Origin of the sequence: Thermohalobaculum xanthum, assembly GCF_016623495.1 — a bacterium.
Classification (GTDB): domain Bacteria; phylum Pseudomonadota; class Alphaproteobacteria; order Rhodobacterales; family Rhodobacteraceae; genus Thermohalobaculum; species Thermohalobaculum xanthum.
The window spans coordinates 662,042-676,167 of record NZ_JAEHHL010000001.1; the positions used below are offsets into that span (position 1 = coordinate 662,042).

Sequence of the window (14,126 nt, forward strand, 5' to 3'; positions counted from 1 at the left end):
CAGAGCAAACTTGCCCCCCTACCCTCGCGGGATGGCCAAACCCAACGATTTTGTCGGGCGTACGCGACTTGAGACGGAGCCTGGTGCTCGCTAGAGTCCGGGCATGACGAGACGCATTCCGTAAATGACTTCAAGACCAGCCCCCGGATCGAGGGGATGAAGTTCAGCCGCTGGCGTTGGCATCTCGACGAGATCTTCGTGAAGACCAACGGCAAGCGGGACTACCTCTGGCGGGCCGTCGACCATGAAGGCGACGCGCTCGAACGATTCTTCACAAAAACCCGGGACAAGAAGGCAGCGCTCCAACCCCTCAGGAAAACCACGCGAAAGCATGGTCGGCCCGAGGCCATCGTTACGGACAAACTCCGGTCCTATGGTGCCGCACTGAATGAGATCCGTGCCGACGCACGGCAGGACACAGGCCGCTGGCTCGATGAACGCGCAGAAAACTCGCAATTACCATTCCGAATGGCGGGCGCGATGCTCCGGCTGCGGCGCATGCGACGTCTGAGGAAGTTCAGCACCGTCCACGCTGGCGTCACCAACCAGCTTAACCAGGACCGCAGCCCCTCCAGCAGAGAATACCTTGAGGCCAGCCGCATTGCCGCTCTTGCCGAGTGGCACGCTCTCCGCGCGGCCCGAAACGCCCCTGCCCCCGGCAAACTGAGACTGGCTCGCATTCGTCTGACAGCACATCGACGGCATCCGGGACCGGTCAGGCCTCGAGCATCGTCAACAGCTTCCCAAGACGCTCGCCCTTACTCCGTCCGGGTCGGGTAACGGTACAGTATGGATGTCCCAGCGCGAGCGAGCGCTCGTCGAGCCGCAGCAGCGATCCTGCGTCGAGCTCCCTCCCCGCGAGACCAAGCTGACCAAGCGCTATACCCATCCCGCGGCTCGCCATCTCCAGCGCCAAGCTCGACGAGCCGGCGAAATGCGCCGGGGCGACTTCGCGCCTCTCGGTGCCTGTCGCGCGGAACCAGTCCCGCCAGGTCGGGTGCGTCGCGAAGCTCGGACCCCAGTCGGTGAGGATGAAGTGCGAGTCACGAAGCCCGGAGAGATCCTCGCCCGGCGCGATGCCGTGCCGGGCGAGGAAGCCGGGGCTCGCGACGGGCGCCACGTGGTCCTCGAAGAGCGGGCGGACGTCTAGCTCGGGATAGAGCCGCATGCCGTAGCAGATCCTGAGATCGAGACCGCGGGTGCGGAAGTCGACCGGATCCTCCTCGACGCGGATCTCGATCCGGACCGCCGGCTCGTGCTCGACAAACCGCGCGATGCGACCCGCCAACCAGCGCTCGACCAGCGACGGTGGCGCGCTTATCACGATGCGGGCCTCCCGGCTTGGCATTCGGCCGGAGAGGACCTGTTCGTTCAGATCGGCGATCCGACGAAAGGCGTCAGACGCGCCCGCCTGGACCTCGCGGCCGGCCTCGGTCAGGGCAACACGGTTGTGGTGGCGCTCGAAGAGGCGCTTGCCGAAAAATCGCTCGAGGTTGCGGACCTGCTGGCTCACGGCCGCGGGTGAGACGCCGAGCTCGGCCGCGGCGGCCACATAGGTGCCGTTGCGTGAGGCAGCCTCGAAAGCTCTGAGGGCATTCAGCGGTGGGAGCTTCATGGTAGCCGCATTGCTTAGATTTTCTAATCCTACTGTCGATAATTCTAGATTGCAGGTAGTTTTTCTCGCCCTACGCTTGTCTGTGCAGCCAAGGCAGGGAGGTGACGGCCATGCACGATATACTGGATCTCGACCGCTATCCGCTCGACCGGCCCGGCAGCCCGGAATGGACGGCGCTCGTCGAGCGCTGCCGGCAGGAGCTCGCGCAGGAGGGTATGTTCAACCTCGAAGGCTTCATGCGGCCGGAGGCGGTCGCGCGGGCGCTCAGCCAGATCGTACCCGTGCTTGATGCCTCGGCCTTCCGGCACAAGCGCTCACACAACATCTACTTCCGGAAGGAGATTCCGGGGCTCTCGCCGGACCACCCCGCGCTCCGTCTCTTCGAGACGTCGAACCAGACGATCTGCGCCGACCAGATCGAGGGCAGCCTGCCAGTGGCCGTCTACGACTGGCCAGCAATGGCGGCCTTCCTCGCGGCGACGATGGACAAGTCCGCGCTCTACCCGATGGACGACCGGATCGCCTGCGCGAACGTGATGCGCTATTCCGAGGGCGAAGCGCTCAACTGGCATTTCGACCGCTCGGAGTTCACGACGACGCTGCTTCTGCAGGCGCCGACGAAGGGTGGCGTCTTCGAGTACCGAAACGCGCTCAGGAGCGACGACGATCCGAACTACAAGGGCGTCGCCCGGATGCTGCAGGGCGAGGACGACGAGGTGCAGTCGATGCTCGCCTCGGCGGGCACACTCAATGTCTTCCGGGGCAAGAACACGGCCCACCGGGTCACGCCGGTCGAGGGGCCGGTGGACCGGGTGATCGCGGTCTTCTCCTATTACGAGAAGCCGGGCGTGCGCTTCTCGGACGAGGAACGCATCGGCTTCTACGGCCGAGCCGCCTGAGAGGCGCCGGGCGGGACCCGTCAGGGCGTCCCGTCCCGACCGCGCTCGTCGCCGACAAGCGGGCTCTCGAACTCGTAGATAGACTGCGTCGTCCGCGGCACGGGCGCGAAGCGGCCGCGATGCGGAAGGATGCGGCGACGGGCGACACCAAGCCGCCAGAGGACCACGGCGGCGAAACAGCCGAGCACGATGGAGATGAAGACGAAGAGCCAGCCCGCTCCGAGGCGATCCATCAGGGGCGCGGCAAGCACCGGGCCGAGCGCCGCGCCGATCGAGTAGATTAGCAGGAGCCCCCCGCTCACCTGCACGAAGCGGTCGGCCGCCGCGCCGTCGTTCACATGGGCCACGCAGAGCGAGTAGATCGGGATCATCAGCCCGCCATGCGCGAGGCCGAGCGCGAGCATCGCCCAGAGCCCGACCTCCTCCACCGACGCGAGCGCGAGCCCTGAAATGGCCGTCGCGATCACGACGGGCAGGATGACGAGCCGCCGGTCAAAGCGATCCGAGAGCAACCCGATCGGCCATTGCGTCAACGTGCCCCCGAGCACGAAGACACCCATCAAGAGCGTGATCTCGAAGACGCCGAAGCCGCGCAGCTGACCGAAGAGCGGCCCGAGCGTCCAGAACGCCCCCTCGATCATCCCGACGAGGAAGCAGCCGATCGTCCCGACCGGCGAGAGGCCGAAGAGCGCGCGAATGTCGAGCCCGGCACGCGGCACCGGCTCGGGCTCGCGGGTCGGCGTCAGCGCCACGGGGGCGACCGACAGGCAGACCGCCACGGCGACCAGGATGAAGAGCGTCGCGCCGAGCAGGTCGGCGAGGTTCACGCCAAGCTGACCCGAGATCCAGCCGACATTGGTAACGATGATGTAGACTGAAAGGATGCGCCCGCGCATTGCGTTCGTTGTCTGGTCGTTGAGCCAGCTCTCGACGACCATCACGGCAATGGCGAGGCAGATGCCGGTCAGGAAACGCAGCGCGAGCCAGGGCAGCGCCGCGACCCAGACCGGGAAGAGCAGCACGATCGCCGCGAGGATCGCCACGATCCCGGCATAGGCGCGGATATGCCCGACCGCCCGGATCAGCGGCGGGCCGATCACGCAGCCCGCGATGAAGCCCGCGAAATAGGCGCTGCCGAGAAAGCCGATCAGCCCGGTCGAAAAGCCCTCGCGCTCGGCCCGCATCGGGAGCATCGTCTGGAACATGCCGTTCCCGACGAAGATCAGCCCGGTGCTGAGCAGGATGACGGCGATCGTGCGCCCGGTGAAGTGGGATGTCATGCGAGGCACCGGTTTGACGGGACGCAGGCTGGAGCGGGAAACCCTCCGAAGCTGGCCGGGTGGCGCCGTGCGCACCACCCGGAGCGTTCGGCTCAGGCGTCGAGCCAGACGCGCTCGAGATGGAACTCTTCGGCCTGGTGAGCCTCGAAGTCACGGACCTTGGGCGTCATATGGCGCGCGATGTTGCGCCAGAACGGCTGAACGAGGGTGCCCGAGTCCTGCAGGATCCGCTCGACCCGCTCCATCACCACGCGGCGCTTGTCGGGATCGGGAAGGCCCAGCGCCTCGGCCAGCGCCGCGTCGAACTCGGGGTTCGAGAACCCTGACTCGTTCCACGCCTCGCCCGAGCGGTAGGCGAGCGCGAGCACCTGCACACCGAGCGGGCGCGGCGTCCAGTCGGTCGTCGAGGCCGGGTATTTCGTCCAGTCGTTCCAGAACGTATCGCCGGGGATCACCGTGCGCTTCACCTTCAGGCCTGCACCGCGCATCTGCGCGGCGATTGCGTCGGTCGTGTTGCGTCGCCAGTCGTCGTCGATCGAGATGAGCTCGAACTCGTGGTCGGACATCCCGGCGTCGGCCAGCAGGGCGCGGGCCTGCTCTGGGTCGTGCTCGAAGGGCGGGAGCGGGAAGTATTCGATATGCATGGGGCCGACATGGTGGTTCTCGGCGACGACGCCCGCGTCGTCGATGCCGAGGCGCAGCACGATCGCGTTGTCGACCGCGAGCTGGCAGGCCCGTCGGACGCGCGGGTCGTCGTAGGGCGGCGTCGTGTTGTTGAACCGGCAGACGATGGTCGAGCCGGTCGCGATCTCGCTGCGAATGAGGCCGAGATCCTCGAGCACGGCGTACTGGTCGGCATGGCTGATCTCGTTCGCATCGATCTCGCCGGCCTCGAAAGCCGAGATCATCGCGACGGGATCGGTGCCGTAGTCGATGAACTCGACCGCGTCGAGATAGGCGTCACCCCGCCAGTAGCCCTCGCGCCGAACGACGCGGGCACGGACGGTGGGTTCGTACTCCTCGATATGGAAGGGACCGGTTCCGAGGTTGAACTGTGCGATCAGGTCGCCCTCAGGGTCGAAGCTCCGGTGCAGGATCAGAGCGGGGTAATCCGTGAACCCGGCGATCAGCGTGATGTCCGAGGTCGAGGGGCGGAGCCGGACCGTCTGGGCGTCGACTGCCTCTATCGCGCCCTCGCGAGCCTGCCCCGTCGCGTCGTCGACGAGGGTGGCCATCCGCGCGGCCATGGAGTTGCCCTCGACGGTCTTGTCGCACCAGCGGGTGATGTTGAAGACCACGTCCTCCGAGGTGAAGTCGTCGCCGTTCGACCACTTGATCCCCTTGCGGAGCGAAAGCGTGTATTCGGTGGCGTCGTCGTTCACCTCCCAGCTCTCGAGCAGCCAGGGCGTGAAGGTCGCATCGCGCTCCCACCGTACGAGATACTCGCAGGACTGGCGCGAGACATGGGCGTCCCAGTCGAAGGTCCGCGGATCCTTGAGCCCGGCTGCGCGCACAGGCGTCGCGATGCGGAGCGTGCCGCCCTTCTTCGGCGTCTCGGAGCGTGCCGGCGTCGGCAGCGCGAGGCCGCCGAGCGAAAAGGCGCCGGCCGCCGTCACGCCGAGTGTCATCATCGAGGCGAGATATTCGCGCCTGTCCATGCGGCCCCCGCGGAACGCCTCGGCGAATGTCCGCGCAAGCGGGTGCAGCGGACGGTCCGTCATCATCTGCTTGGTCATGGGAATCCTCTCTGTCTCGGATCGATTTCTCGGTCTTCCCGCGCGGCCACCTCGTTTGTTCATGGGCGCCCCTCGGGCGGTTACGGCCTTCGGCCGGATGCGTTGTCGCAGGATCGGAGCGGCGGCGGTCCGCGCCCGACCGGCGAAAACCCTGACGAGCGTCTCGCGAGGCGCAGATTGCGCCCCGCCCGGGCGGCCAGCCATTGGCAATCCTCAGGCATCCTCGCGAAGCCCCTCGAGCACGCCGAGCAGACGGCGCGCCACATAGCGATGGAGATCGTGGACGCAGCCCTCGTAGGCGGCGGGCGCAAGCGGGCCCGGCGTGTAGTGCGCCGAGCCGAGCCCCCGCGCGAGCTGGTCGAGGACGAGCTTGTCTTCATCCATCGTGTCATGGAAGAGGCGGGTCGCCTTCTCGACAGCATCCTCGGGCCAGTCGTCGCCATGGAAGAACAGCCCGAGGCGGACGCGGCAGCTGTTCGTCGTCACCGGTTCGATGCAGAGGAACGAGCTGTAGTCGGACGCCCCACCGACCACGAGGTTGGGCGGGACCGAGAACATCACGCAAGTATCAAGCTCATCCTCCGAGAGGTCTGGATGCCCCCTTCTCACGCGCTCCATCTCGGGCGAAAATCCCACGAAGTAGCCGAAATGCGCGTCGCCTTCGGGAAAGTGCCGGCAGAGGCGGGTCGGGTTCACCGGATGCAGCGTCTCCTTGTGCAGCGGCGAGAGATGGTAGCCCTCCATGAAGTTCTCGATCAGCGACTTCCAGTTCGTCGACCATGTCTCCCAGGTGACGTAGAGGGTCTTCATCGCCTCGAAGTGATAGTTCCGGATGATCGCGTCGAGCGGCGCGAGCCGCGGCGCGAGCGGCGGAGTGTCGGGATCGAGCGTCACGAAGACGAAGCCCTGCCAGACCTCGCAGCGAAACTCCGGCAGGCGGCAGGCGCGCTTGTCGAAATCGGTGCGGTGCTGGAGGTGCGGCGCCCCGATCAGCTGCCCCTGCGCGTCGTAGGTCCAGGCATGGTAGGGGCAGACCATGCGGCGCGCCCGGCCCTTGCCCTCGAGGATCGGCATGGCACGATGCCGGCAGACATTCGAGAGCGCGCGGATCGCGCCGTCCTCGCCGCGGATCGCCACGACCGGCTCGCCGAGGATGTCGTAGGTCATGAAGTCGCCCGGCTCGGGGATCTCGTCGGCTCGCCCGACGCAGATCCATTCCCGGCCGAAGAGCTGCGCGCGCTCGATCGCGAGCAGGTCCTCTGACAGGTAGAAGGCACCCGGCATCGCGATAGCGTGCTCGTAATCGGCCTCGAGCGCCCGGCGCAGCGGCACGGCCAGTTCATCGCTCAGCACCTCGGCGTGCGTCACACCATCCATTTGCGCTCCTCCTCTCAACAATCCGGCACGTCTTGTCCCGCGCCGATCTCGCGTTTGCGCCGCGCCGCGTAGTCGAGCACCGCGTCTCGGATCGCGGCATCGAGCGGCGGCTCCTCGTAGTCGGCGAGGCGCTGTTTCCAGATCCGGTTCGCCCGGAGCGTCGCGCTCTCGGCGCCACGCTCGGACCAGGTCTCGAAATTGCTCCAGTCCGAGACGAGCGGCGCATAGAAGGCGGTCCGGTAGCGCTCGAGCGTATGGGGCGCACCGAAGAAGTGCCCGCCATGGCCGACAGTTGCGATCGCGTCGAGCGCCAGGGCGTCGTCACCCGCCTCGGGCGGGTCGAGATAGGCCGCCATCATCGCCAGCGTCTCGGCGTCGAGCACGAGCTTCTCGAACGAGGCGGTGAGCCCTCCGTTCAGCCATCCGGCTGCGTGCTTGATCATGTGCGATCCGCCCATGACCGCGCCCCAGAGGGACATCTGGCTTTCGTAGGCGGCCTGCGCGTCGCAGCTGTTGGATGCGGTGCCGCCGGAGGAGCGGAAGGGGATGCGGTAGCGCCTCGCGAGCTGACCCGAGATCTGCGCCGCCTGCGCGTATTCGGGCGTCCCGAAGGCGGGCGAGCCCGTTCGCATGTCGACATTGGTCGTGAAGGCGCCGTAGCCGACCGGCACGCCCGGCCGGACGCATTGCGCGAGGACGATCCCGGCCAGCGCCTCGGCGTTCTGCAGCGCAAGCGCACCTGTGAGCGTGACGGGCGCCATCGCCCCGGCCAGCGTGAACGGCGTGACGATGGCGGCCTGCCCGTGCCGCGCGAGCTCGATCAGCGCCTCGGCCATCGGCACGTCGAGCATGAGAGGCGAGTTCGTATTGATGACCCCCGCGAGGACGACCCGATCCGCCAGCCCGTCGCGGGTCGTCCCGAGTGCCCTCGCCGCCATCTCGACGGCGTCGCGGACACGGACGCGACCCAGCGTCCATGGCGCCCAGTTCTTGTCCATCAGCGTGATCTGCGCGACCTGGAGATCGAGGTGGCGGACCTGCTCGGGGACATCCAGCGCCTCGAACGGACCACCGCCCTCCTGGTGGATCGCGTCGAACCCCTGGATCAGTCGCAGGTAGTCGCGCATCTCGGCCAGCGTGCCGGCCCGCCGCCCCCTGTCGAGATCGGCCGTGAACGCAGGTCCCGCGACCGAGGTGAACACGAGATGCTCGCCCCCGACCTTGAGCGACTTCGCAGGGTTGCGCGCCTCGAGTGTGAAGCGTTCCGGCGCCAGCGCGACCCTTTCCATTACGAGGCCCGGGTCGAGACGGGCGATCATGCTCGCCTCGTCGACCATGGCCCCGGCCTCGCGCAGGATGCGCCGCGCCTCGTCCGAGAGGATGCGGATGCCGATGTCGCGCAGGATCCGAAGCGAGGCTTCGTGGATCGCCTCGATCCGGTCGGCGGGCAGGATCTCGACCGGGCGGTAGGATAGACGAGGCTGGCGGAAGACCGGCTTCGACGGCCGGTGGGCTCCGGTTGTCATCTCGTTGCGTCGCCGCGCTCGCCGTCGGTCACTCATGGCGCGCTTCCTCGGAATCGGACGCAGCCATGCGTTCCGACGAAGGGAAGATTGCCGGATGCGGCCCCTTCTATTGAACAGTTGTACAGTTAACCAAGGAGGCGGGCAAGCGGCTCGTCGAATGCGCCCTTCAGGTGTGCCGAAACGCGAAGTCGATGAAGCTCCGCGCGCGGTCGCCGGGCCCCGGATTCCGGACCGACCCGGGATTGACCGCGGCTTCGTACCAGAGGCCGGAAATCAGGAAGAGGAAGGTCTCGGCCACGGTCGCGATGTCGCCCTCGAAGCCGCAGTCCGCCGCGTGCTCCTGGATCAGCGGGAAGAGGTCGCGGCGGGTCATGTCGGAAAAACGCTCCATCTCTGCCCGCAATCGCGTTTCGCTCCGGCCGAGCGCCCAGAAGGCGACGTAGACGCCGGCGATGTCCTCGCCCATCCAGGCATCGGAAAAGAAGGCGTCGATGTAGAGATCGAGGCGGTCTCGCGCCGAAAGGCCAGATCGATTCGCGATCTCGGAGAACTGCGCCTCGAACCGTTCGGCAAGCTCCTGGTAGGCGCCGACGAGAAGATCGCTCCAGGTGGAAAAGAAATAGGTGATCAAGCTGGGCGCGACGCCAAGGTCGCGCGAGACCTGGCGCAGAGTCCAGTGCTCAGGTCCACCTCGCGCAAGGCCGGCGATCGTCGTCTCGATGATCAGGCGTCGACGATCCTCTGGCGTTAGGCGTTGCGGCCTCTCGCCGCCTACGGTCCGCGCTTTCATGTCGTCCTCCGCCCTTAGGGATTCCGCGGGTGTCCCTCCTTCAGTGGCCCGGCGCCCGCGGGGAGAATCGAGCCAGGATCCACAGACCCCAATGAAATGACATCTAGCGCGCTTTCTGGCTTCATGCAGCCGGGCACATCCAGCAGAACTCAGTCGAGGATGCAAAATGCAGGGCTAGTTTCCCCGAGGGTTCTGTCAGAGCAACCCCGCTCGCGGCGGAATCGCGACCTCCCAATCCTCTCCGCTATTTCAAAACCAGCCCGAGATTATCTGCCTGGCGGTCATGAGGATGTGCGCTTCTAGTGGAACAGTTTCGGTCCCATGTTCACGGCCGAATGCCTGCGCAAGCGCATTGATCGGTTGTGCGCCTTTACCCCGAATATCGCGCGCAGATGCGTCAACTTTCCGGTTGCGGCCAAGCGAGCGGCGTGGTCTCGCTCAGGTTCAACCGGACCGATTGGCCCGACGCCAGACAGCGGAGATTTCGCCATGGGCCGTACCCGCTCAGCCGCCAAGGACATCGGCGCGATACTCGCCGACATCGAGGCCGAAGTCCGCGCCGAGAACGACTGGGGCAACGTCGCAAGCTATATCCCCGAGCTCGCCGATATCCGGCCCAACCAGTTTGCGATGTCCGTCTGCACTGCGGCCGGAGAAACTGTCTCAACCGGCGATGCGATGACCCGCTTCTCGATCCAGAGCGTCTCGAAGGTCTTCACGCTGGCGCTCGCGCTCGGCCGCCATGGCGACCTGTTGTGGCGGCGGGTAGGAAAGGAACCTTCGGGCAACCCCTTCAACTCGATCATTCAGCTCGAGGTCGAGAACGGCACCCCTCGCAACCCGTTCGTCAATGCGGGTGCGATCGTCACCACCGATGCGATCCTCGAGGGCCGCAAACCGCGCGACACGCTCGCTGAAATCCTGCGCTTCATCCGATCGGCCGCGGAGGATGACGATATCTGGATCAACGACCGCGTCGCGCGCTCTGAGGAGCGGACGGGCGATCGCAACTACGCGATCGCGCATTTCCTGCGATCCTGCGGCAACCTGCGGGGCGAGTGCGCGCTCGTGCTTGGGACATATTTCCACCACTGCGCGATCGAGATGACCTGCGTCCAGCTTGCCCGGGCGGGGCGGTTCCTGTGCAGTGCCTTCGGCGACCAGCGGCTGATCCCCACCGAGAGGGTCCGCAGCATCAACGCGCTGATGATGACCTGCGGGCATTATGACGGCTCGGGCGAGTTCGCCTACCGTGTCGGCTTCCCTGGCAAAAGCGGAGTTGGCGGCGGCATTCTCGCGGTGGTTCCGAATGTCGCCTCGATCGCGGTCTGGTCGCCGGGACTAAACGACTTCGGCAACTCGAAACAGGGCACCCGCGCGCTGGAACGGCTCTCCGAGCGCACCGGCTGGTCGGTCTTCGCCTGAAAACGCGGTCTGACGCACAACGGAGGGACCGCGTTCGCCGTTGCCTGCTCTCACTTTTTCTGCACGCGCCCAGCATTGCCGCAAGGTCGGCGCCGGGACGATCATCTCACAACGATCATCTGCTCTCCGTCAGCTTTCTGGGCGGACCCTTACCTTGAGAACCGTGTTGGTCGCACTCTGGTGGATCAGGAGGCCGCCGTCGCTGGTCGGACGCATATGGCGCACGATTCCAGCGTAGACGGGCGCGGTCGCCAAATTGCCTGACGGGATCGCCCAGGACTGGAAGGTTTCGGTGGCCGGATCGAACCTCACCAGCGTGTCGGGCCGCTTGCCGGACTCGTTGTACCAGACGACACCGTCGATCAACGCGATCGCGTATGGGTGGCTGTCGGGTCCCGAAGGGCTTGGCCATTCGCGGTTCTCGCCGGTAGCCGGGTCGTAGTGGCCGATCCGGCCGAGCGACGAATTGACGTACCAGATCGTTCCGTCTTCGGCGACGACGAGACGGCGGATGGTGGTGCCCTCGTCGGAAACCGGGTGCTCCTCGACCGACAGCGTGTCGGGATCGAGTCGGTAAAGGCGCGGTGCGCCGTTCGCAGCGATCCAGACGCCGCCGTCGGGCGCGAGCTTAATGCCATAGGGCCGCGACTGGGCGACCGGCATGGTCACGAGGTCAACCTCGCCGCTTGCCGGGTCGAGACGGCCCGCCATGTTCGAATGTTGGAGCGTGAAGAAAACGCGGCCATCGGCAGCAACAATGGCCGAGTGCGGATCACGCGCGGAAGGATCCGGCATCCGATACTCGGTGATCTCGCCCGTCGTCGGATCGACCACGCCCATCGTGCCGTTGCCGTTGCCTGTGTACCAGATGCGCCCGCTGGCGTCGGCGGTCACGGTGTGGGCGCGCGCGCCCGAAGGCAGCGGAAACTCGATGATCTCGCCGCTTGCCGGGTCGAGACGGGACACCACGTCCGCCCATTGCCCTGTCCACCAGATCGTGCCATCGGGAGCCTCGACCGGGTCGCGCGCGCGCTGGCCGAGCATCGGCCCTGACCAGGCCTGCCAATCGAGCTGGACCGGGCCCTCGATCAGCGTCGGGGCGCGGTCGTCGCGCGGCGGCCGGACCTCGGCCAGATAGGCGACTATGGTCGCGGAGTTCTCGGGATCCAGTTCGATCATCGTGTCGATCAGCGCCCGCCAGCCATCCTTGGTATAACCCATGCTGCGCTCGATCAGATCGGTCGAGTGGCATGCGGAACAGGTGCTCTCAACCAGTTCCAACCCCGACTGCGCGGTCGCTGGAAACGGCATCAGCAAGATGGCGGAAAGGAGAAGACGACGAGCAGCGGGCATGGATGATCTCCCTACTTCGGAACGACGTCGCGGCATTCACCTCGGCATCATGCCACAATCGGCAACAACAGCCAGGCTCGCCCGACGAGCTACCCGACATTGGACTTCAACCGAGCCTCGTCACGGGGCGGTCCATCCGTCCACCGGGATCGCGCAGCCGGACAGATCGTGGGCAATCGGAGCTTCAGTCGGCGGGGCGATGGCTTAACAACCGGGCTCAGAATTCGCACCTATGACTGCGCAGGCGGGAGCGCGCGATGCTCCGTTTAGGTGGATGCGACGTCTGCAGACCTTCGCCACCTCCCATTTCCAGGTCCACAACCACTTCAACCAGGAACGCAGCCTCTCCAGCAGAGCTCACATCGAGGCCAACACCGCATCGCGGCTCTCGCAGACTGGCGTCAGCTCGCCTCGGCACGAACGAGAGCGTCACTGTCCGCGCCGAGACCGGTTCGAACTAGTCTGTCAGCGCCTTGCCGCGCGGCTTCGGATGCAGCGGGTCGGCGGCGTCCGCTCCGGCAGCGGGGATGTCGCGTCTCGTCTTGGGGCTGGCGAGGAGCGCGACGGCACTTGGCAAGCAGTCAGCGCCGATGATGAAGGCAAGCCCGATCAACAAGCCCAGAGCGGCGGCCGTTGCCAAGATTGCGACCGAACGATCCTCAAACCAGACCGCGCCACCAATGGCCCGTCCAAAGCTCGCATAACCGAAGGGGACTGCCGGGATCACCGCCTCACGCATCTCGCGCGCCCGCGTATCGAACCAGGGGATCCGGATTTCCGGTAGCACGCCCGGCTCGCCGGTCTTGGGTCGCAGGTGCCATTGCCAGACAACGCTTGCGACCGGCCCTTCCGGTGTGATCTGCAGGCTTCGTTCTTCGGGCGCGGCGAAGGTGATGAGCCACGGCTCTCGCATTTCGGGGCGGGGTGGCAGCATCTGGGGAAGAGCGCCAAGGGTCGTGATCCGCACGGTACGGGTGAGCGTCGCACCGTCCGGCAATGCTCCGGGATCGGCGCTCAGTTCATCGGTCAGTTCCAGGACGTCGGCCGAGAGGGTCGCATCAGTCGATTTCCCGGGGTACGGCAGGGCGCTGAGGTGGATCGGTTCCGCCACGATCGCCACATCCTCCGGCTGGCCGCTTGCGCCCGTGACGCGCATCCGGTGTTCCAGCGGACCGAAGGACAGATTGCCCGGGCGCTTGGGGAACAGCGCGAGCCGACGCTCCATGACGACGACCGAGCGACCGTCGACCTGTCGGCGGCTCCACATGTCGCGATCGAGTTGGACCCATTCGAAATCGCCACCGCGCGGGATCTCCAACGCCTCCCTCAGGATGGTAAGGCCATAGATCCCGCGTAATGTCGCGATGATCATCTCTCCCGTCACGGGCGGCGCCTCGCGCGGATCGAGTTCGATTGTCAGCCTGTCGGAAGAACGCCCGTCGGCCATTGCAATCAGCGGCACGAGCATGAGCGCCAGCACCAGAATTCCGGCCGCCCTCACCATGGGTTGCCCTCCTCCGGAAGGATCAGGCCGTTGGCGAGCCGGCGCTCGTGCTCGGCGCGCAGGCGGCGCTTCAGGAACTCGCCGGGGTCGTCGGTGATCGCGTTCATCCAGTCGGCATCGGCGCTCAACGCGCCGACCTCCAGCGGTTTGCGGATCTTCGAGGCGTCCGGCAGGCTCAGTCTTGCTGCCTCGGCGGAATCCGCGGCGCCGATCTTGGCGACCGCGGCAGCGATGCGCCCGTGGCCGCGCGCGTCGCCGATAACAGGCTCGACCATCGCCGCAACGATTCCGCGATTATGGCGCGCATCCTCGTCCGCCGGATTGGCGAAGAGCACAGCATCGAAATAGGCAACGGAAAGGGCATAGTCGCCCGTCGCCGCGAGGCTGAGGCCCCGGTTATACGTTGCCGATCGCCCTGCCCCGGCGAAGGCGGCATCGGCCTCGGCGTAGCGGCCCGCGCGATAGAGCGCGGCACCGCGCGCGACGGGGTCCGAGATCAACTCGGCGGCCAGCGACGGCAGGCCCAGCAACAGCGCCACTTTGCCAAGCGCACGAGGTCCGCCGAGCACAAGGCACAGTACCGAGGCAAGGCAGACGAGAAGTAGCCGCCGCCGTCCCATC

The 14,126-nt window shown here is 66.4% G+C and carries 12 protein-coding genes and 1 pseudogene; 4 read left to right on the plus strand and 9 right to left on the minus strand.

Annotation, left to right across the window (positions count from 1 at the left end; translation table 11 throughout):
- Positions 1 to 156: 156 nt before the first annotated feature.
- Positions 157 to 780, plus strand: coding sequence for a DDE-type integrase/transposase/recombinase (locus tag H0I76_RS03125; RefSeq protein WP_200606894.1), 624 nt, complete (start codon positions 157 to 159; stop codon positions 778 to 780).
- Here H0I76_RS03125 and H0I76_RS03130 read toward each other — a convergent pair.
- A complete protein-coding gene (locus H0I76_RS03130) occupies positions 716 to 1,615 on the minus strand; it encodes a LysR substrate-binding domain-containing protein (RefSeq protein ID WP_200606896.1) in 900 nt (299 codons plus the stop codon). The two genes, H0I76_RS03125 and H0I76_RS03130, sit on opposite strands and share 65 nt — an antisense overlap.
- A gap of 110 nt (positions 1,616 to 1,725) precedes the next feature.
- On the opposite strand from H0I76_RS03130, the gene H0I76_RS03135 reads away from it, so the two are divergent.
- The gene (locus tag H0I76_RS03135) at positions 1,726 to 2,514 is read left to right on the plus strand and encodes a HalD/BesD family halogenase (protein WP_200606905.1); all 789 of its coding nucleotides are present in this window, start codon (positions 1,726 to 1,728) and stop codon (positions 2,512 to 2,514) included.
- Positions 2,515 to 2,534: 20 nt separating this feature from the next.
- On the opposite strand, the gene H0I76_RS03140 is transcribed toward H0I76_RS03135, so the two are convergent.
- The 5 genes from H0I76_RS03140 to H0I76_RS03160 form a co-directional block, all read right to left on the minus strand.
- Positions 2,535 to 3,794: an MFS transporter gene (locus H0I76_RS03140; protein WP_200606907.1), complete on the minus strand. Its 1,260-nt coding sequence runs from the start codon at positions 3,792 to 3,794 to the stop codon at positions 2,535 to 2,537.
- Between the two features lie 92 nt (positions 3,795 to 3,886).
- Positions 3,887 to 5,530, minus strand: a complete 1,644-nt coding sequence (locus H0I76_RS03145; protein ID WP_234455062.1) for an ABC transporter substrate-binding protein — start codon at positions 5,528 to 5,530, stop codon at positions 3,887 to 3,889.
- A 213-nt stretch (positions 5,531 to 5,743) separates the two neighbouring features.
- Complete coding sequence (locus tag H0I76_RS03150) at positions 5,744 to 6,907, minus strand: aromatic ring-hydroxylating oxygenase subunit alpha (RefSeq protein WP_200606909.1); 1,164 nt, start codon at positions 6,905 to 6,907, stop codon at positions 5,744 to 5,746.
- 14 nt (positions 6,908 to 6,921) lie between these two features.
- Entirely contained in the window at positions 6,922 to 8,469 is a 1,548-nt protein-coding gene (locus tag H0I76_RS03155) for a trimethylamine methyltransferase family protein (RefSeq protein WP_267913245.1), read from the minus strand.
- 130 nt (positions 8,470 to 8,599) lie between these two features.
- Positions 8,600 to 9,223, minus strand: coding sequence for a TetR/AcrR family transcriptional regulator (locus H0I76_RS03160; RefSeq protein ID WP_200606921.1), 624 nt, complete (start codon positions 9,221 to 9,223; stop codon positions 8,600 to 8,602).
- Between the two features lie 489 nt (positions 9,224 to 9,712).
- Here H0I76_RS03160 and H0I76_RS03165 point away from each other — a divergent pair, with 489 nt between their 5' ends.
- Complete coding sequence (locus H0I76_RS03165) at positions 9,713 to 10,648, plus strand: glutaminase (protein ID WP_200606923.1); 936 nt, start codon at positions 9,713 to 9,715, stop codon at positions 10,646 to 10,648.
- 129 nt (positions 10,649 to 10,777) lie between these two features.
- Here H0I76_RS03165 and H0I76_RS03170 read toward each other — a convergent pair whose 3' ends face one another.
- Positions 10,778 to 12,001, minus strand: a complete 1,224-nt coding sequence (locus tag H0I76_RS03170) for a virginiamycin B lyase family protein (protein WP_200606925.1) — start codon at positions 11,999 to 12,001, stop codon at positions 10,778 to 10,780.
- A gap of 170 nt (positions 12,002 to 12,171) precedes the next feature.
- Between H0I76_RS03170 and H0I76_RS19830 the strand changes: the two are divergent.
- Positions 12,172 to 12,415, plus strand: a pseudogene (locus tag H0I76_RS19830) (DDE-type integrase/transposase/recombinase); the annotation flags it as partial.
- Between the two features lie 43 nt (positions 12,416 to 12,458).
- Here H0I76_RS19830 and H0I76_RS03175 read toward each other — a convergent pair.
- Together H0I76_RS03175 and H0I76_RS03180 are read right to left on the minus strand one after the other, a co-directional pair.
- A complete protein-coding gene (locus tag H0I76_RS03175; RefSeq protein ID WP_200606934.1) occupies positions 12,459 to 13,505 on the minus strand; it encodes a BatD family protein in 1,047 nt (348 codons plus the stop codon).
- On the minus strand, positions 13,499 to 14,125 hold the full coding sequence (locus H0I76_RS03180) for a hypothetical protein (RefSeq protein ID WP_200606936.1): 627 nt from the start codon (positions 14,123 to 14,125) through the stop codon (positions 13,499 to 13,501). Before H0I76_RS03180 ends, H0I76_RS03175 begins: the two co-directional genes overlap by 7 nt.
- Between the last annotated feature and the right edge of the window lies 1 nt (position 14,126).

Bases quoted from the DNA above. Each gene is read 5' to 3' on its own strand.
- H0I76_RS03135 (WP_200606905.1), top strand. From the start codon at position 1,726: ATGCACGATATACTGGATCTCGACCGCTATCCGCTCGACCGGCCCGGC.
- H0I76_RS03175 (WP_200606934.1), bottom strand. From the start codon at position 13,505: ATGGTGAGGGCGGCCGGAATTCTGGTGCTGGCGCTCATGCTCGTGCCG.
- H0I76_RS03170 (WP_200606925.1), bottom strand. From the start codon at position 12,001: ATGCCCGCTGCTCGTCGTCTTCTCCTTTCCGCCATCTTGCTGATGCCG.
- H0I76_RS03125 (WP_200606894.1), top strand. From the start codon at position 157: ATGAAGTTCAGCCGCTGGCGTTGGCATCTCGACGAGATCTTCGTGAAG.
- H0I76_RS03150 (WP_200606909.1), bottom strand. From the start codon at position 6,907: ATGGATGGTGTGACGCACGCCGAGGTGCTGAGCGATGAACTGGCCGTG.
- H0I76_RS03145 (WP_234455062.1), bottom strand. From the start codon at position 5,530: ATGACCAAGCAGATGATGACGGACCGTCCGCTGCACCCGCTTGCGCGG.
- H0I76_RS03180 (WP_200606936.1), bottom strand. From the start codon at position 14,125: ATGGGACGGCGGCGGCTACTTCTCGTCTGCCTTGCCTCGGTACTGTGC.
- H0I76_RS03155 (WP_267913245.1), bottom strand. From the start codon at position 8,469: ATGAGTGACCGACGGCGAGCGCGGCGACGCAACGAGATGACAACCGGA.
- H0I76_RS03140 (WP_200606907.1), bottom strand. From the start codon at position 3,794: ATGACATCCCACTTCACCGGGCGCACGATCGCCGTCATCCTGCTCAGC.
- H0I76_RS03130 (WP_200606896.1), bottom strand. From the start codon at position 1,615: ATGAAGCTCCCACCGCTGAATGCCCTCAGAGCTTTCGAGGCTGCCTCA.
- H0I76_RS03160 (WP_200606921.1), bottom strand. From the start codon at position 9,223: ATGAAAGCGCGGACCGTAGGCGGCGAGAGGCCGCAACGCCTAACGCCA.
- H0I76_RS03165 (WP_200606923.1), top strand. From the start codon at position 9,713: ATGGGCCGTACCCGCTCAGCCGCCAAGGACATCGGCGCGATACTCGCC.